We start from the raw sequence: 18,256 nt of genomic DNA on the forward strand, positions 1-18,256 counted from the left end.
CGCAACGCGGTTGATGATGTGCGGACAGGGGTTTCGCCGTGGTTTCCGCGCGATGATTTTCCGTCGCCCGCGTCAGCTCAGAACAAGATAGGAGTCGCCGAACTCGTGACAGAGATACCCTGCCTCCTCCGCATAGGAGTTCGCGCGGTGGAGCAGCGGGGCAGGCGCGAACGCCTCGAGGAGCCGGAAGTGGCTCTCCGTCGGATCGTGCACGCCGGTCAGGAGCCCGTCGACCACCCTCGGCCGGAAGCCGGGGTGAAGGACCAGGTCGGTGACCCCCGGCCCGGCCTGGAGCTCACCCCCGTACTGGGCGGCGCAGCCCTCGAGCGCGCGCGTCACCGTCGTGCCGACCGCGACGACCCGGCGCCCGCGCGCCTTGGCCTCGCGCACCGCCGCCACCGTCTCTTCGGGGATGTCGAAGCGCTCCGGCAAGGGGAGCAGGGCGTCGAGGGCCGCCTCGCCCGTCGACGAGATCCCGGCGGCGTGCGTGAGCGAGGCGACGCGCACGCCGCGGCGGATCAGCTCGAGCAGCAGCCCCCAGACGAGCGGCCGCCCGGCCGAGGGGAGCTCGGCGCAGAGAGGCCGGCTCGCGTAGCGCGTCTGCGTGTGCCAGATCGCGAGCGGGGCCGCGACGTACGCATACTGGATCGGGCGCCCCCGCCGGTACAGCGCCGACCAGAGCGGCGCGCCCCGCTCGCGAAAGGCGATCTCGACGAGGCGCGGCGAGGCCGGAGACACGCGCTCGATCACGGCCGACAGATCGTCTCCGAACGTCACCGCGTCCCCCGGACCGAGGGCGGGCGGCGCCGGCCGATCCTCGGTGCGCGTGCGCCAGTCGCCGGCGCCGAACAGCAAGGCCGAGTAGCGCCCCTCGGACACCTCGCCGATGAGGCGCACCTCGACCGCCGCGCCGCGCTCGGTCGCGCCGTGGAGCGACGCCGGCAGCGTGGCGCCGTCGTTGACGACCAGGAGATCGCCCGGCTCGAGGAGCGCGGGCAGATCCGCGATGCGCGCGTCGCGCAGGCGCCCCTTCCGCGGATCGACGTGGAGGAGCCGCTCTTCGAGCGGGCTCTCGCGAGGCCACACGGCGGGGCTCATGGCGCCTCCTGCAGGCGCGCGGCCTCGAGGCGCGCGCCGCTCGGCACCTCGCCGGCGCGGCCGACGAGCGCGGCGATGCGCCTCGCCACGTCCGCTGGATCGGCCAGCGTGCTCGGGTCGGCGTCGGGGATGGCCTCCGCGTGCATCCGCGTGTTCATCTCGCCCGGATCCACCGCGTAGAACGCGACGCCCGTCCCCTCGAGCTCGGCGGCCCAGGTGCGGCTCAGGTGATCGAGCGCCGCCTTCGAGGCGCCGTAAGCACCCCACCGCGGATAGGCGTTCACCGCCGCGTCCGAGCTGATGTGGACGACGACCCCGCGCCGCCGCAGCGCCATCGCGCCGGCGACCACCTTCGTCAGGCGGAACGGGCCGACCACGTTGACCTCGATCACGCGCCCGAGATCCTCGCACTCGGTGTCGAGCAGGATCGGCAGCGGCGTCTTGCCGAGCGTGCTCGCGTTGTGGATGAGCAGGTCGATCGGCCCGACCAGCGCCGCCGCCGCGCCTGCGATCGCGTGCGTCTGGCCCTTGTCCCCGATGTCCGCCGCGAGCGGGTGCGCCTCCCCGCCCTGCGCGGCGATCTCGGCCGCGACGGCCTCGAGCGGCGCGCGCTCGCGCGCCACGAGGACCACCTTCGCCCCTTGCCGGGCGAGCTCCCTGGCGAGCGCGGCGCCGAGCCCGCGGCTCGCCCCGGTGACCAGCGCCGCCCGCGGCGCGAACCGCTCGCCCCGCGCGGCGCGGGGGAGCGACGGGTGGGAGCTCCCTTCGGCCTGGATCAGCGCCTCGCTTCCGGTCGATTCGTCGTTCATGGTGCCTTCCTCCTCGACACCAGCCTAATCCGGTCGGGTTCTCCCGTTGGAGTGGGCGCCAATATCCTGGAAGAGTGCTAATCTCCGGGCATGGACCAGGACGCGGAGCTGGCGGGGCGGCTGGCGAAGAACATCAAGCAGCTGCGCGAGGCGCGCGGGCTGACGCAGCAGCAGCTGGCCAAGCTCGCCGGCGTGCCGCGGGCGACCTGGGCGCACCTCGAGTCCGGCGCGGCGAACCCGACGCTCGGCGTGCTGCACCGGGCCGCCGCCGCGCTCCAGGTCTCCATCGAGGAGATGCTCTCCGCGCCCCGCGCCACGTGCCAGCTCTACGCGCGCGACACGCTCCCCACGCGCTCTCCCGGGCAGGCGTTCGTCCGCAAGCTCCTGCCGGACCCGATCCCAGGCATGGAGATGGATCGCATCGCGATCCCCCCGGGCGGGCGGATGACGGGCGTCCCGCACACCCCGGGCACCCGCGAGTACCTGACGTGCGAGTCGGGGGAGCTCCAGCTCGTGGTCAGCGGAGAGCGGTTCACCCTCGGCTCCGGCGACGTCGCCGTGTTCCGCGGCGATCAGCGCCACTCGTACAACAACCCCGGCAAGCAGCCGGCGGTCGGCTACTCGGTCGTGGTCCTCGCGCGCGTGCTCTGAAGGGGCAGGGGCGCGCATCACACGGCGCCGCGGCGCCTACCGCTCGCCGGGCGTCATCCACTTGGGCTCGGCGCCCGGGCGCCACGCGGCGAGCAGATCCAGGAGGGCCGGCGCCTCCTCGGCGACCTGCAGCACGGCGCGGTGGGCCGGCTTCATGAACTGCTCGGCCACGACGTGATCCAGAAAGGCGATCAGCGGGCGGTAATACCCCGCCACATCGAGCAGCCCGACCGGCTTGTCCTGAGAGCCGAGCTGCGTCCATGTCCACACCTCGAACAGCTCTTCCAGCGTCCCGACGCCTCCCGGTAAGGCGATGAACGCGTCCGCGAGGGCGGCCATCTCTGCCTTGCGCTGGTGCATCGTCTCGACCACGCGGAGATCGGTCAGCCCGCGGTGCTCGATCTCCCGCTGGTTGAGGAACCCCGGGATGACGCCGATCACCTCACCGCCGCGCGCGAGCACCGCGTCGGCGATCACGCCCATGAGCCCGACGCGACCCCCGCCGTACACGAGCCCGATCCCTCTCGCCGCGAGGAGCTCACCGAGCCGCACGGCCGCCTCGCGGTAGGCCGGCGACGCGCCGGGGCTCGACCCGCAGTAAACGCAGATCCTGGAGAGCGTTCTCATGGGCCCGAGCCTACGCCGGCAGGCGAGCTCGTCCAAGCGGGGAGCGGTGGTCCGGCGCGCCGTGGAGGGTAGCTTTCTCCCCGGCGGCGCGCCCTGGCACCCCCGCGCCGCGGCCTGGCACCCCCGTGTGGCGGTGGTGCCGTGGCCGGCGGATCACTCCTTGTCGAGCTTGCCGACGAGGCTCAGCGTGAAGAAGGCGCCCATGTACTTGAAGTGCGGGCGCACCTGCATGTCGACCTTGTACCAGCCGGCGTTCCCCGGCACCTCGGTCACGATGATGCGCGCCTTGCGGAGCGGCCTGCGCCCGCGGGTCGCCGCGGAGACGACGTCCTGATCGGCGACGTACTGGCCGATCCAGTCGTTGAGCTCCTTCTCGAGATCGCCGCGCTCCTTCCACGTACCGATCTGCTCGCGCTGCAGCACCTTCAGGTAGTGCGCGATGCGGCACATGATGAACATGTACGGCAGCTGCGTGCCGAGCCGGTAGTTCATCTCGGCCGCCCTGCCCTCGTCGCTCTGCCCGAAGAACTTCGCCTTCTGGGCGGAGTTGGCCGAGAAGAAGCAGGCGTTGTCCGAGTCCTTGCGGAACGTGAGCCCGATGAAGCCCTCCTCGGAGAGCTCGAACTCGCGCCGCTCGGTGAGCATGATCTCGGTCGGCACCTTCGTCTGGATCTCGCCCATCGCCTCGTACTGGTGGAGCGGCAGGTTCTCCACGGAGCCGCCCGCCTGGGGGCCGATGATGTTCGGACACCAGCGGTACTTGGCGAAGCTGTCGGCGAGGCGGGTGGCGAACGCGTACGTCGCGTTGCCCCAGCAGTACGCGTCGTGCTTGCCGACCACGTCCTCCTCGTAGTTGAACGCCTTCACCGGGACGGTGTTGGCGCCGAAGGGCAGGCGGAGCAGGAAGCGCGGCATCACGAGCCCGACGTAGCGCGCGTCCTCGGTCTCGCGGAACGCGTTCCACTTCGTGTACTGCGGCCCCTCGAAGAGCGCCTTGAGGTCCTTCAGGTTGGGCAGCCCCTGGAAGTCCTTCAGGCCGAAGAACTGCGGCCCTGCCGCCGCGATGAAGGGCGCGTGCGACATCGTCGCGACCGCGGCGCACTTCTGGAGGAGCGCGATGTCCTGGGGGCCCGGGCCGAACTCGTAGTTCGCGATGATCGCGCCGACCGGCTTGCCGCCGAACTGCCCGAACTCGGCCGAGTAGACGATCTTGTAGAGCCCGCTCTTCGGCACCTCGGGGGCGTCCTCGAAATCGGCGAGGAGGTCCTCCTTGGAGCAGTTGAGCATCTCGACCTTGACGTTCTCGCGGAAGTCACACCGGTCGATGACGAACTTGAGGCCGCGCCACGCGGACTCGAGCTTCTGGAAGCTCGGGTTGTGGAGGATCTCGTCGATCTGCCGCGACAGCTTGACGTCGATCTCCGCGATCAGCGCGTCGACGAAGGCCTTGTCGACCTTCTCCCCCTCGCGCCGCGGGGCGACGAGCTCCGAGATGAAGGCCTGCACGCCCCGCTTGGCGATCTCGTACCCCTCGTCGCCGGGCGTCATCTTCGTCTCGGCGAGGATCTCATCGAGCAGCGACCCCCCCTCGAGGGTCTGGACGCCCGCGCTCCCCGCGGCCTGTGTCTCCGTCGCCATCGCTTACTCCCCTTCCTTGTCGAGCCCGAGCTCGCTCACGATCTTGTTGCGCTGAGCCGGGTCGCTCAGGATCTGCTGAATCTTGTTGCGGAACGCCTTCTCGTTTCCGAGCGGGCCCTTGAGGGCCGTCAGCGCGGCGCGCAGATCGAGCAGCTTCTTGAGCTCCGGCACCTGGTTCGCGATCGCCTCGGGCTCCATGTCGCTCAGGCGGCGGAACTTGAGGTTGACCGTGAGCTCGCTGTTCTCTTGCTCGGACAGGACGTCCTTCACGTTGAAGGTGAGCGCGAGCTTCTGCTCGCTCATGACCTTCTGGAAGTTGTCCTTGTCCACGTTGATGGGCTTGCGGTCCTCGAGGGGCCGCGGATCCGGCCGCTGCGTGTAGTCGCCGAGCATCAGGAGCTTCAGCGGCAGCTCGACGTCCTCCTTCGCGTTCCCGGTGGCCGGCTTGTACGTGATGTTCACGCGCTCTTTCGGCGCGACCGATCCCTCTTTCATCGCAGGCTCCTTTCCCCGTCAGCAGCGGGCGGAGCGCCCGCAGGCCGAACGAGCATAGAACAAAACCCCCGCCCCTCGGGCAAGCTTCTCGGCGCGACGCGCATCCCCGTCTTTGCCACTCGGCCACGCTGCCACGCTGCCCCCCTGCCCCCCGGCATCCGGCTCACTCCCCCAGCGACATCTTCAAGGCGAGCGCCGCGTCGAGCTGGCAGACGCGCTCGAAGCAGAGCGTCTCCTTCGCCTTGGCCTCGGGGGTGGCCTCGTAGCCCTGGTTCAGGACCCGGTAGCACGTGTGGAGCGCGGCGTAGAGCTCCGCGCAGAGATCCGGCTGCCAGGTGGTGAGTCGGTGGTGGTCGACGAGGTGCTCCAGCGCCTCGAGCTGCGCCCGCGCCACGAGGAACTGGGACAGCTCTATGTTGATCTGGGCCATCGCGAGCCTCACGCGGAAGCGGTCCAGCGCCGTCGGAGCCGCGGCGGCGGCCTTCTCGAGGAGCGCCATTGCGTCGATGGGCTGCTGGTTCGCGACGAGCCCTCGGGCGTCGGAGAGCGGCTTGTCGAGGTAGCTCCGGGGCCTGGCCGGGGCTGCGGCGCCGCTCGCACCCGAGCCGCCGAGCGCGGCCGCGACCTCGGACGAGAGCCACGCCTGCGTCTCGCCGTCGGCGAACGGCGTGCCGTCGCTGAACTTGAGCGTCGGCAGGAGCGGCGCGCGGAGCAGCAGCGCGCCCACCTCGACGAGCACCGCCCGCTTGGCGTCGGCGTAGTCGTCGCCGAGCTGCTCGAGCGCGTTCGCGACGTACCTGTGCGGATCGAGCCAGAGGGGATAGCTCTGCGCGTACTCGTCGGCGACCTGCAGCAGATCGGCGAACGCCCCCTGGGTCGTGAGCGCCGGGAGCGTCTGCAGCACGTGCTCGGGCGGCGGCGGGATCGCCGTGCTGCCCGTCGGAGACGACGCGCCCGGATCGTCGAGGAGGTCGACCCAGAGCCCCACCCGGAGGATGCGGTACGCCGACGCCCGCTTCGGATCCGCCGCCCGCAGCGCGTCGCCCGCGCGCGCCATCAGGGGCGAGCACTTGCCGAGGGCGGCGAGCGCGGAGTCTTCGTCGACGATCGCCTCGAGGCTGAGCGCCGGATCACCCGCGGCAGCCACGGGCGCGGGCGGCGGCGGCGGCGCGGCGGCCGCAACCGTGGCCGCCGGCGGCGCCTCGGCCTTCGGCGGCTCGACCCGCGGAGGAGGAGGAGGCGGCGGCGGAGGAGGAGGAGGCGGCGGCGGCGCCTCCGCGGGCAGGCTCGCGACGAGGCTGCGCATCGCGTTCCGGAGCGGGCTGAGCCCTCCGTACGCGTCGCCGAGCTTGTCGGCGAGGTCGACGTCCAGGGCGCGGCTCATCTGGTCGATCGCGTTCACCACGTCGCGGTCCGCGGCGGAGACGGTGATGCCGGTGAGCGTCCCTGCCGCGATGTCTCCGAACCAGGAGCACAGGTTGCCGCGCGCCTTGGGCCGCTTGATCGCGGGATACATGGTGTCCCAGAACGCGTTGTTCAGCTCTTGCACGAGCACGAGCCCGTCGAGCAGGCCGGGCAGCTTGTCGATCTGCGACTTCGCCGCCGCGTAGTAGAGCGCGACGCGGAAGTCCTTGGATTTCTCGCTCAGGAGCTCATCGGCGACGCTCGCGATGCGCCCCCAGTCGACCTTGCCGCCCGCGAGCGACTGCAGTTTGTCGACCTCGTTCTTGAGGCCCTCGAACGCCTCGTCGTAGGTGACGTCGGCGCCGACGCCGCCGTTGATGGGCGCGTACAGCGCCTCGATCCGCTCTTTGGATTGTTGGATGGCGTCTTCAGCGGCCATGGGGCGCGCAGGATATCAAGGTGTCCTGGGTGTGGACGGCGAATCAGACGAAGACTGCACGACGACCGCGCGACGGCTGCACGGCGACTTCGGCGGTGAGCTGGGCGGCGCACCGGAGCGGCCGCGCGCCGGGTGGAGCGGGTGCCTTCGGCGCGGGCATCGGCTCAGCCGAGGGATTCCAGGAAGCTGTCGAGCGACAGGTCGGTCCGGGCGACGAGCGCGTCGAGCTCTGGCCCGAGCGCATGTCGGGAAACGTGCTCCTCGACGCGTGGGGGTCCGCAGAGGTCGGCGATGTGCTCGGCCTGGGTGGTGGGCGCGATCATCTCGCGGAACGAGCCCACGTGGGGGGTACCGAGGTGGAGGAGCAGGGTGCGCTGGGGTGTCCAGAACGCGTTCATCAGCGTGCGTCCCCATTTCGACAGGCGGCGGGTCATGTCCATCCACACGGCGGCGGCGTAGGCGTCTCCTGCGCCGAGCGGCAGCCGGAGGGCGAGCCCTGTCCTCGGGAGCTCCTGACCGCGGAAGGGGATCACCGAGTCGAGGATGTTCTGCAGCACCCAGAAGCGGCTCGCGTCGGTGCCGAAGCCGGCGTCCCAGAGCGCCTTCATCGGGTGGGTCCTTAGCCATGCGCGGTAGGCGGCCTGCGCCGATTCGGGGTCGTCGAGCGACGGCGGCGTGATCTGGGAGACGCGGTGGAGGAAGGCGTCGACGGGCAGGGTCCTGCCGTTTGTCGCGGCGTCGTGGGCGGCGGCGAGGAGGGGGAACAGGGTGATGGGGAGCGACGGCCCGGCGGAGACGAGTTGATCGTAATCGTAGGACCCGAACACCACCATCGGGTAGAGCCGCCCGGCGTTATCGCCGCTGGCGGCCCAGGCGCCCACGAGCCCGCGGGTGGGCGGCTCGTCGCCTTTCGGTTCGCCGTGGAAGACGAAGAGGCCCAGGGCCGTCTGGTAGTGCGCATCGAAATGGGCGCCCATGGCGCGCCGGGCGAAATCGATGGACGCGCCCAGCCAGCGATCGAAGGCCGCGAGCTCTTCTCCACCTGCGTTCAGCCGGATGAAATCGCCCGTGGCGGGCAGCTTGCCGAAGCAGCCGATCTGCGGCGGAGCGGCAGGGCCCTTCTTGCGGCGCCAGAACATGACTGCTGGGAGTGAACCACGAACCGCTCACCGAGCGCTACCACCTTCCCGGTTGCGCCAGGAACGTGCGAGCGCCCCCCGAACCACGTCAAAGGTTCCACGCCCCCTCGCCCCCCCGTTTCACAAAGAGCCAGCGGGGGAGGGGGTGTCGTGCGGGGGGCCGGCGGGGTAGGGCCCCGCGAACCCGAGCGCCGGCCCGCCCCGGAGCCGGTCGCGCACGGTCTCGGCCCCCCCGTTCACACGGCAACAGCCCCCCAAAAGGCGCGAGTTCGCGGGAGGGGGTCCCCGCCGGCCCCCCGCACGACGCCCCCTCCCCCGCTGGCTCCGTTGCTGCTGCCTACCTCACCCTTTGCCGAAGCGATCGCCGATGCTTGCAGGGCAGTTGGTCGCCCGGAAGAAGCTCGTCGGGAACGGGTGGTTCCCCCGGGTCGGCCTGATCTCCATGGTCACGGTCACCGGCGGCGCCGTCATCTGCCAGGTCACCGTGAACAGCTCGTCGTTGTCCTTCTGGGCGGTGGTCGTCCCGGCCTCGAAGAGCCGGAAGATCCCCCACGGCCCTTCGCGCACAAGCTCCTCGTCGAGCCCCCCCGCGCCGCGCACCTGGATCCTCGCCCCCTTCGCGCCTTCGCCCGGCCAGTTGAAGGTGTGCCAGAACTCTTTCTCGTTGCGATAGAGCCTCTTCTGGCCGTCGACCTCGAAGACCACCTCGCTCACGATCGGGCTGACCGTCTTCATGTTGATGTGGAAGACGACCTTCGGATCCGCCCCGCCGCTGCTCCCGAAGAGCGCGTCGGAGATCTCGTTCGAGCGCCTCAGGCAGTTGTACAGGTTCGCGCTGAACGGCGTGAACGGCTTCGCCGCCTGCGGCTGCCCCGACAGGTGCGCCTTCGGGAAGAACTCGTGCCCGACCTGGTAGTGGAAGCCCTTGAGGTACGTCTCGTAGAAGCCCCAGAGCACCCCGTCCTTCGGCTTGAAGAAGGCCATCGCGTCCTCGAGCGACGCGTCGCGTGAGGCGGCGAGGTTGAACGGGTAGCGGTCCTTGATCTTGTCGCGGTAGTGCGGCCAGACCTCGACCTCCCAGATCCCGCTCGCCGCGCCGCCTGCGCGCCGCACGACGGCCTTGTACGCCTGCCGGAGGGGGTTCATGAGGAGCGGCTCCATCAGCCGCTGCCCGTTCTGGTCCATCGAGAGCAGCAGCCCCTGGGTCTCCTTCACCGCGTCCTGGAAGGCCTCCGTGGCCTTCGAGGTGTCCGCATCCGGCGGCCCGTCCTCGACGACGCTCATCTCCCCTGCCAGCCGCTCGAGGTGGCCCACGTACTGGCCAAGCTTGGGCGGGGGCGGCGGAGGCTGCCCTTCGCCCGCCGGCGGCTGGGGCACCCCGAAGCTGGCCATCGACTCGAACTTGTCAGGCACCGGATCGTAGTGCTCGCGCTGGTTCCCCGTGAGCATCGAGTCGATCCGCACGCCCGTCCGCTGATCGACCTTCTGCGCGATCATGTCCTTGGCCCTGTCGAGCAGGCCGCCGTCCGCCGTCAGCAGGCTCGGCTTCTCGTCCTTCCCGAACTGCGTCTCGTCCGAGAGCCGCTGGAGCAGCCGCCGGTAGGGCCAGTCGGGCGTGGAGAGCACCCTGAACTCGTGGATCGCGTCCCGGTTCGTCTTCGGGACGTCGACCTGGATGTCGCGGAAGAACGCCTCCCACTGCGCGATGTACGCGTTGTCGTAATCCTGCCGGACGCGGTCGAGCTCCTTCTGGATCTGGTCGCCCTGCCGCTTCTCGTCGCTCGACAGGGGGAGCACCCAGAGCTCGCGCTCGAGCTTCTTCCTCCCCTCCTTCAGCGACTCGAGCACCTGCGCGTGCCCCTTGGCCGTGTAGGGCCCCTGCACCTCGAGCCACGTCCCGGCCCGGTTCTTCTGCGCGCTGTGGACGACGGTCAGCACCTCGGGCCGATCCGCGAACATCTCGTTGAGCGACACCGGCGGGTACTTCAGGTTCTCCGGCGTGTTCGGCCCCGACTCGTCGTACTTCTGATCGATCAGGCTCGTTACAAACTGATCGTAGTAGCGCTTCGTCGGGTCGACCCGCAGCAGGTCGGCGCGCGCCCGGGCGACGAGCGGCTCGTTCAGCTCCTCGGCCTCGAGCTTCTTCCGCCGCACGAGGTCGATGTAGTACGCGACGTGCGGCGTGAGCCGCTCCTTGAGCTCGCTCTCGGGCAGGTCGGTGAACGGCTTCAGGGTGTCGGCCCAGACCTGGACGAGCCGCCCGGTCTGCCACCGCGCCGCCTGCTCATCCATGTGGCCCTGGTACTCCTTGCCGAGCAGGAGGTAGCTCCGCAGGGCGTTGTAGCCGTCCAGGAACTCCCCCTCGCGCACCCTCTCGAGCTTCGCCTCGAGCTGCGCCTTCGCAGGGCTGACGAAGCCCTGCTTCAGGCTCGTGATGTACTGGCCCATCGTCGGCGGGAACAGCTTGTCCCCCTGGAACATGAACCAGCTGTACTCGATCGGCGTGTTCTCGACGTAACCGTCGAGCCGCCCCACGTGCTCCTGCAGCCGATCGAGCTTGTCGATGTTCGCGCGCACGTTCGGCGGCGTGCCGCTCCGCCCCGACCAGTCCACGAACGCGATCTCCTCCGAGATGCGCCGGGTCTCGGCGACGAGCCCCTTGTTGTTGAAGTACGAGATCACCGCCGGCAGGAGGAACAGGAGCGCCACGAGCGCCGCGGCCGCGGCCACCAGGATCCGCTGCATCCGCCGCCGCCGGAGCTCCGCCTCGGAGCGCGCGGCGAGGTCCTGATCCGGGAAGACGACGTTGGTGAAGACGTCGTGCAGGAAGAAGCTCTTCGACTCCTTCGGGGCCGCCGCGTCCTCCTCGCCCTCGCCGAGCCCCGCGCGGAGCCCGAACGCGCGCCCCATCGCCCCGACCACGCGGTCGAGCGGCCGCCCCTCCTGGACGCCGCTCGTGAAGTAGAACCCGCGCAGGATCGGCGTGGGCGCCGCGCCCGCCTTGGGCGCGAACGCCGCCGCGACGAAGTCCGACAGGTTGCGCTTCACCGCCGCGAACTCGAGCGGGAACTGGTAGCTCTTCTCCTTCACCTCGCGGTTGCGCTCGCCGATGAGCCGCTTCGTGAGGCGCGCGTGGAGCTTCTCGACGAGCACGTCGAACTCGCGATCGAAGATCTTCCCGGGCTCGTCCTTGTTCTCGTCGAGCCGCACGGTGGCGCCCCACGCCTGGGCGCGCTCGCTCTTCTTCAGGTCGCCGAAGTACTCGGTGAAGCCCGCCACCAGGTCGCTCTTCGTGAAGAGCACGTAGACCGGCAGGACCATGTGCAGCGTCTGCTGCATCTCGTCGATGCGCGCGCGGATCTTCTTGCCGGTCTGATCGATCTGCTCGTCGCTCGCGTCGAGCAGCTCGCTCAGGCTCACCGCGACGATGACGCCGTTCAGCGGCTTGTGCTCGCGGTGCTGCAGCAGGGTCTCGAGGAACGCCATCCACTCGTCGTGGTCGTCGCTCTCGGTCGTGTACCGGCCGGCGGTGTCGAGGAGGATCGCCTCGTTCGTGAACCACCACTCGCAGTTCCTGGTGCCGCCGACGCCGCGCACGCCGGTGCGCTCGGGGTCGATGTACGGGAACACGAGCCCGGAGTGCCGGAGGGCGGTGGTCTTGCCTGCCCCGGGCGGGCCGACCATCACGTACCAGGGGAGGACGTAGAGCGCGTCGGCGCCCCGCTTGCCCCCGCCGAGCTTCGAGGCCTTGAGCGCGGCGATGCCCTCCTGCATCTGCCGGTTGAGCTCCTGGATCTCCGCGCGCCGCTCCGGCTTCGCGTTGATCACCTGCTCCTGCGCCTGCTGCGCGATCGCCTTCTCGAGCGCCCGCGCGGCGCGCGCCGCGCGGATGCGCCGATAGACCGCCAGCCCGACGAGCAGGGCGAGGACGACCGCCGTCGCCACGAGCGGGATCTCGATCGGGAACGCCTCGGCCCCCTCCCCTGCCGCCGTGCGCAGCATGAACCACACTCCCCACACGGCGGTGAGGAACAGGGCGCTCAGGATCCACAGCCACATCGCAAGTCTCCCTCGGGAACAGCAGAGGACGGCGGAGTCGCCTAGGTCCCCGTGCTGATCAGCTTCTTGATCTGGTCGGCCACGCCCTCCGCGTCCGAGGTCACGACGAGCCGGAGCACGATGACCACGAGGACGGCCAGCACGAGCAGCCCGAGCGCGATGGCCAGGAAGGGCAGCTCGCGGCGCACCGCGTTCGCCCCGCCGTCCTTGCGCTCCGCGTTCGGCGCGAGGGCCTCACCGCCGCCCTCGGCGACAGCGACGTGGTTGCCCACGCCCTCGATAACGGCGCCGAGGCCCTCCTGCTGGCGCAGACGATATTTCCCCTGGAAGCCGAGGGCCAAGCAGAGGAAGTAGATTTGCGCGACGTGGTTCCTGCCGCGCTGGCCGTACAGGTTGTCGAGGTTCGTGAAGAACCCGTCGCCGGCCGTGTTCAGCTGGAAGAACTGGAACTGCAGCGGGTTCTGGAGCCACTGCGTCCTCCCCGGCCAGTTCGAGTTGAAGATCACCTCGTCGGCGAAGGCCGCGAGCGCGAACTTCGCGTCGATCATGTCCTGCTCGGGGATGCGCGCCTCCCGCCCGTTCTGCATCATCGTGTCGAACAGGCCGAGGACGCGCCGCTGGAGGATGTCGGGCGCCGGGAGGTCGCGCGAGTTCCTGAGCTGCAGGATCAGCGAGAGCACGTCGGAGCACACAAAGTACATCGTCTGCGAGAGGCTCATGGGCTCCTCACCCGGAAGGGGCGGCCTGACACGTTCACTTTCCTGCCGGGACGGCGATCAGCCGGAGATCGACCTTTTGCGGTTCGATCGGCTGGTAGATAGCGATCGTGCCAGAGCCGAGGATATCGTTCCAGTAATCGCCGGTCTGGTTGACGCGGAGGTAGACGAGCCCCGGCTTGACCGGGATGGCGCCCGGCGGCCGGTACTCGATGGCGACGTTCACGCCGGGCGTCGCGGAGTGCAGGATGTGGCCGATCTGCGTCCACGAGCCGATCTTGAGCAGGCGCGGGAGCCGCTCGCGCAGCGTGCCCTCGTCCGTGCCCTTCGCCTCGAGGAACATCTCGTGGCTGCGGGGCAGCTTCGGGTCCTCGAACCTGCCGAGGTACATGCCGTCCTCGCGCTTCTCGAGCGGCACGATGACGAACTGCTCCGTGACAACCTCGTTGATGAGCTTCCAGGCCCGGTCGAACATCGGGTCGAGGACGCCATCGAGCTCGAGGTAGTTGAACTTGGGGATCGTCGTCGGATCGCTGTCGGTGGCCGCAAAGGTGCAGAGCTCTCCGATGAGCGAGCCGAGGACGACATAACACTGCTCCGGGTGCGCGCCGCCGTGGTCGACGAGGTGCGACACGATCGGGATGTACGAGTTCAGGGTGTGGAGCAGCCAGAACTTGGTGAGGTCGGAGGCCTGGAAGTCGACCGACGCCGCGTTGCGCATGCGCCGCCCCTCGACGAGCGACTTCTGCTTGCCGACGAGCGCCGAGAGCACGCGGCGGAGGCCGGACATGATGTGGTCCGACGTGTTGATGCGAAGGACCGACGGGATGAAGCTCTTCCGCAGGGCGATCGCGCCGGAGCTGTCGCGGACGAGCTGCGCGATGCGCACGGTCTGGTACGCGTCGCGCGGCTCGGTGCCGAAGAGGAGCCGCAGGTTGGTGCGGGCCCAGGTGACCGACTGCTCGTTGCGACCGGAGTTCACGTCCGGGACCGTCGTCTGGGCGGCCACGAACCGCTGCGCGGGGCCCGCCTTCGCCGGGTCCAGGCTGATGTTCGCGGCGGTCTCGCGCAGGTTCGGGATGCCGAGGAAGACGTCGAGCGTCTTCAACGCGGCCGGGAAGGCGCCCTCGAGCGGCCGCGCCTCGACCTGGTCTTCGCCGCGATCGCCGATGAAGAACGGCGTGCCGTCGGGGAAGACGCCGTGGCATTTGACGACCTTGAACTGCCCGGCGGAGAGCGCGCGCTCATCGAACTGGGCGGACGTGATGCCCCAGTCGTAGCCCACGACGGCATGGAGGCGCGCATGGAGCAGCGTCTCGTGGTAGGCGTCCGTTTGCTGCAGGTGCTGAGGGGTCATGAAGAGCCCCTCGGTCCAGACCGGCTTGCGCGGGTGAATCATGTCGCCCGTCCAGTCTTATCAGATGTGCCGTTCGCGGCGTCGCGAAAGCGGGTCAGGCGCAGGGAGCGCCGACGCTGCGCTGCGCGCATCGGGCCGCTCGTCGTCGCCGAGCGCCGCGCGGTCACGTCGCGCACGCCGCGTGGACTGCCGCTGGGAGGACGACCTGCGCGCGCCACGGCGATCACTTCCCCGGGCGAGCGGGCGCCTCTGGCGCTGCCACCTTCTTCGGCAGGCTGAGCCGGCGAACGGCGCTCGCGTTGGGGAACATCGACTCGTCGAACTCGACCCCGTTGTCGATCTTTGTCGAGTCGATGAAGAACGCGACCCGCGGATCGGCCACGGGCGGACCTGCGTCGGGCTCGCGGCCGCCGCACTGCGCCTCTCCGGGCGGGAGCGGGAACTCGTAGAAGGTCTTCCAGCTGTTGCCCTTCGGGCTGTGGAACAGGGCGGCGCCGACGAGGTGGCTCGCGTCGGGCAGGCGCTCGAACTTCACCTCGACGAGGTCGTTCGGGAAGACCTCGACCTCGTCGACCTTGGCGAGGTCGTCCTCGAGCGTCTCCTTGTCCTTGAGGAGGATCTGGTCGTATGTCGCGTTCTCCATGCGCGCGCTGCTCTTCAGCTGGTAGAGCCGCACGACCACGGGCCGCGGGTTCCCGTTCTCGTTGGGGTTGATGTTGTCGGACGCGTAGATTGAGAGCGTCACGATCTGGACGTCGCACGGCTCGGGGGCCGCGGGCGGCGGCGCGGCGGACGTGCAGCCCGAGAGCGCGGCGGGCAGCGCGGCGCCGAGGAAGGCGGCGAAGGTCGCCGCGGCGATGGCCGCCGCGACCTTCGCCGGGGCCGCCCCGCGGAGGAGCGACGCCGGCCGACGTCGAGGCCCCGGCTGGCGCGCCGAGCCCTCCCCTGCGGGGGAGGGCGAACGGGGCTCCCCGATCCACATCGAACGCTGTAGGAGCTTGGCGAACGGGACCATGCTCCGCCCAATTTATGCGGAGTCTCGTGGCCGGTACAACTTTCGGTGTGCGAGCGGCGTCGATCGGTCTGATTCGGTCTGATTCAGTCCGTTTCAGTCCGAGAACGAGATCGTGAAGTTCTTCTCGGCGTCGACCCCGATCTGGAGCCGCTTGGGGAGCGGCCCCTCCGCCATCTTCTCGAGGACGGCGACCGAGAGCAGCGGCAGGAGCGACGCCCGGAGGATATGGTCGATGTTGCGCGCCCCCGTGTCGACCTCGGTGCAGCGCGCCGCGATCGTCTCGACGAGCGTGTCCGAGTACGACGCCTCGATCCGCTGGCTCTTGCGCAGGCGGTCGACGAGCGCGTCGAGCTTGAGCCGGGTGATCTCGCCGAGCGCGTCGGGCGAGATAGGCAGGTACGGCACCGTCGTCATGCGCGCGAGCAGCGCCGGCTTGAAGTGCGCGGAGAGCGTCGGCTTGATCGAATCGACGATCTCCTTGATGAACTCGCCGTCCGCGTCGAGGCGCCGCGACGGGTCTTCTTCCCGCGCCGCGACCGTCATGTTCGTGATCTTGTCGGTCGCGAGGTTGCTCGTCAGGATGATGACCGTGTTCTTGAAGTCGACGAGCCGCCCCTCGCCGTCGCTCAGCATGCCCTTGTCGAACACCTGGTAGAACAGGTTCAACACGTCGGGGTCGGCCTTCTCGACCTCGTCGAGGAGCACCACCGTGTAGGGCCGCTGGCGCACGGCCTCGGTGAGCATGCCGCCCTCGCCGTAGCCGACGTAGCCGGGGGGCGAGCCGATGAGCCGGGAGACGGTGTGCTTCTCCTGGAACTCGGACATGTTGATGACCGTCATCATCCGCTCTCCGCCGAACATGAGGTCGGCGATCCCGAGCGCGGTCTCCGTCTTGCCGACGCCGCTGGGCCCCACGAGCAGGAACACGCCCTGCGGCGTGCTCAGCGGCTTCAGGCCCGCGCGCGCGCTCCGGAGCTCCTTCGAGATGCTCACGATGCCGTGCGTCTGCCCCTTGATCCGCCGGGTCAGCCGGTCCTCCATCTCGAGGAGCGCCTTCACGTCGTCCTGGACCATCTTGCCGACGGGGATGCCCGTCCACGCCGCGACCACGCTCGCGACCATGGCCTCGTCGACGTCCGGCCGGATCAGCGGCACCTCGCCCTGGCTCTGCTTGAGCTCGTCGAGGGCCTTCACCACGTCGCGGCGCGCGGCGTCCCGCTCCTCGTTCGTCTTGGCCTCGTCCATCTTCTTGCGGGCGTCGATGACCCGCTGCGTGCCCGCCGTCTCCTTCGCGTAGTCGGCGCGCACCGACTCGAGCTCGGCCTTCGCCTTGGCGAGCTTGTCCTTGAGCTCCGCGACCCGCTCTTGATCGATCTGGACGCCCTTGTCGCGATCCCGCTCGAGCGCCTTGAGCTCGGTCTCGGTGTTCACGATGAGGATCTCGGCGTCCTCGACAGCGGCGGGGCGCTGCTGCAGCGCGACCTTCACGCGGGCCGCGCAGGTGTCGAGCAGGTCGACCGCCTTGTCCGGAAGCTGCCTGCCGGTCAGGTAGCGCGCCGACAGCCGCACGGCCGCGGTCACCGCCTCATCCTGGATGATGACGTTGTGGGCCGCCTCGAACTTCGGCCGGAGCCCCCGGAGCATGACGACGGCCGCCGGCTCGCTCGGCTCGTCGACCTTCACCGGCTGGAAGCGCCGCTCCAGCGCCGCGTCCTTCTCGAAGTATTTCTTGTACTCGCTCCACGTCGTGGCCGCGATCGTCCGGAGCTCGCCGCGGGCGAGCGCCGGCTTGAGCAGGTTGGCCGCGTCGCCGCCGCCTTGCTGGCCGCCCGCGCCGATGAGCGTGTGCGCCTCGTCGATGAAGAGGATGATCGGCTTCGACGACCCCTTCACCTCGGCGATCACCTGCTTCATCCGGTTCTCGAACTCGCCCTTCACGCCGGCCCCTGCCTGGAGCAGCCCCATGTCGAGCCCGAGGATGTCGACGCCCTGCAGGAGCGGCGGCACCTTCGGGTTCTCCGGCGTGCTCTCGACGATGAGCAGCGCGAGCCCCTCGACGAGCGCCGTCTTCCCGACGCCCGCGTCGCCGACGATGATCGGGTTGTTCTTGCGCCGCCGCGCGAGGATATCGATGACCTGCCGGATCTCCCGCTCGCGGCCGAAGATCGGATCGATCTGCCCCGCGCGCGCCTTCCCCGTGTAGTCCACGCAGAACTTCGCCAGCGCCGAGTCGGGCCCGGCGCTCGCCATCCCGGCCGGCAGCTTCCCGGGCGCGCCTGCGCCCGCCGCCGCCGCCGCGGCCTCCGCCTCCTCCTTGGAGCCGGAGACGATCTTGGGGAGGTTGTTCTTGAGATCGTCTTTCGAGATGCCCTCGAGATACGCGCCGATGCTGCTCACCGAGTACCGGGTCGGCTGCTGGACGAGGCGCTGGAAGAGCACGCCGCTCCGGACCCGCTGGTAGCCGTACTCCATGGATCCGACGAGATAGGCGTCCTGCATCCACTCGAGCATCGTCGGCGAGAGCACGGGCCTCCCGGCGTTGCCCTTCCTCAGCTCTTCCAGGCTGCGCTGGAGCGCGGCGCGGAGGTGCGACGGGTCGAGATCATAGTGGGATACGAGAAACGCGATGTCGGAGTTCGCGTCGTCGAGCAGCGCGAGGAGCAGGTGCTCGAGCGTTACCTCGTAGTGGCGCGCGTTGACACACTGGCCAATCGCCGCCTCGAGGGCAGAGGTGCAGTTCTTGGTGAGTCGCTTGACGATGGCTTTGGTGTCGACGAGCTGCATGCGCGGCATGCTAGCCGAGGCGCGC

Annotated in this window: 13 protein-coding genes; 1 reads left to right on the plus strand and 12 read right to left on the minus strand. The window is 69.7% G+C overall.

The annotated features are described in order from the left end of the window. Positions 1-72 precede the first annotated feature (72 nt). Both WMF46_RS26775 and WMF46_RS26780 read right to left on the minus strand, forming a co-directional pair. Positions 73-1,098: an S-adenosylmethionine:tRNA ribosyltransferase-isomerase gene (locus WMF46_RS26775; protein WP_437979801.1), complete on the minus strand. Its 1,026-nt coding sequence runs from the start codon at positions 1,096-1,098 to the stop codon at positions 73-75. After that, positions 1,095-1,907, minus strand: coding sequence for an SDR family NAD(P)-dependent oxidoreductase (locus WMF46_RS26780; protein ID WP_437979802.1), 813 nt, complete (start codon positions 1,905-1,907; stop codon positions 1,095-1,097). Before WMF46_RS26780 ends, WMF46_RS26775 begins: the two co-directional genes overlap by 4 nt. Before the next feature lie 90 nt (positions 1,908-1,997). Between WMF46_RS26780 and WMF46_RS26785 the strand changes: the two genes are divergently transcribed. Continuing rightward, a complete protein-coding gene (locus tag WMF46_RS26785; RefSeq protein WP_437541399.1) occupies positions 1,998-2,558 on the plus strand; it encodes a helix-turn-helix domain-containing protein in 561 nt (186 codons plus the stop codon). Between the two features lie 36 nt (positions 2,559-2,594). On the opposite strand, the gene WMF46_RS26790 is transcribed toward WMF46_RS26785, so the two are convergent. The 10 genes from WMF46_RS26790 to tssH all read right to left on the minus strand — a co-directional run bounded on the left by WMF46_RS26790 (position 2,595) and on the right by tssH (position 18,240). After that, on the minus strand, positions 2,595-3,185 hold the full coding sequence (locus WMF46_RS26790) for a TIGR00730 family Rossman fold protein (protein ID WP_437541404.1): 591 nt from the start codon (positions 3,183-3,185) through the stop codon (positions 2,595-2,597). A 153-nt stretch (positions 3,186-3,338) separates the two neighbouring features. Next, entirely contained in the window at positions 3,339-4,823 is a 1,485-nt protein-coding gene (gene tssC / locus WMF46_RS26795; protein ID WP_437541406.1) for a type VI secretion system contractile sheath large subunit, read from the minus strand. Positions 4,824-4,826: 3 nt separating this feature from the next. After that, on the minus strand, positions 4,827-5,318 hold the full coding sequence (gene tssB, locus WMF46_RS26800; protein WP_012237614.1) for a type VI secretion system contractile sheath small subunit: 492 nt from the start codon (positions 5,316-5,318) through the stop codon (positions 4,827-4,829). A gap of 163 nt (positions 5,319-5,481) precedes the next feature. Further along, positions 5,482-7,161, minus strand: a complete 1,680-nt coding sequence (gene tssA, locus WMF46_RS26805) for a type VI secretion system protein TssA (RefSeq protein WP_437979803.1) — start codon at positions 7,159-7,161, stop codon at positions 5,482-5,484. A gap of 164 nt (positions 7,162-7,325) precedes the next feature. Beyond that, positions 7,326-8,300 (minus strand): type VI secretion system-associated protein TagF, encoded by a 975-nt coding sequence (gene tagF / locus WMF46_RS26810; protein WP_437902400.1) that lies wholly within the window; start codon positions 8,298-8,300, stop codon positions 7,326-7,328. 342 nt (positions 8,301-8,642) lie between these two features. Beyond that, a complete protein-coding gene (gene tssM / locus WMF46_RS26815; protein WP_437979804.1) occupies positions 8,643-12,359 on the minus strand; it encodes a type VI secretion system membrane subunit TssM in 3,717 nt (1,238 codons plus the stop codon). Positions 12,360-12,400: 41 nt separating this feature from the next. After that, on the minus strand, positions 12,401-13,078 hold the full coding sequence (locus WMF46_RS26820) for a DotU family type IV/VI secretion system protein (RefSeq protein WP_437979805.1): 678 nt from the start codon (positions 13,076-13,078) through the stop codon (positions 12,401-12,403). Between the two features lie 34 nt (positions 13,079-13,112). Continuing rightward, complete coding sequence (gene tssK, locus WMF46_RS26825) at positions 13,113-14,474, minus strand: type VI secretion system baseplate subunit TssK (protein WP_437979806.1); 1,362 nt, start codon at positions 14,472-14,474, stop codon at positions 13,113-13,115. Positions 14,475-14,655: 181 nt separating this feature from the next. Beyond that, the gene (tssJ, locus tag WMF46_RS26830; RefSeq protein ID WP_437979807.1) at positions 14,656-15,447 is read right to left on the minus strand and encodes a type VI secretion system lipoprotein TssJ; all 792 of its coding nucleotides are present in this window, start codon (positions 15,445-15,447) and stop codon (positions 14,656-14,658) included. Between the two features lie 93 nt (positions 15,448-15,540). Further along, on the minus strand, positions 15,541-18,240 hold the full coding sequence (gene tssH / locus WMF46_RS26835; protein WP_437979808.1) for a type VI secretion system ATPase TssH: 2,700 nt from the start codon (positions 18,238-18,240) through the stop codon (positions 15,541-15,543). Positions 18,241-18,256 lie beyond the last annotated feature (16 nt).

The sequence above is a fragment of the Sorangium sp. So ce117 genome, from assembly GCF_051524395.1.
Classification (GTDB): Bacteria; Myxococcota_A; Polyangia; order Polyangiales; family Polyangiaceae; genus Sorangium; species Sorangium cellulosum_B.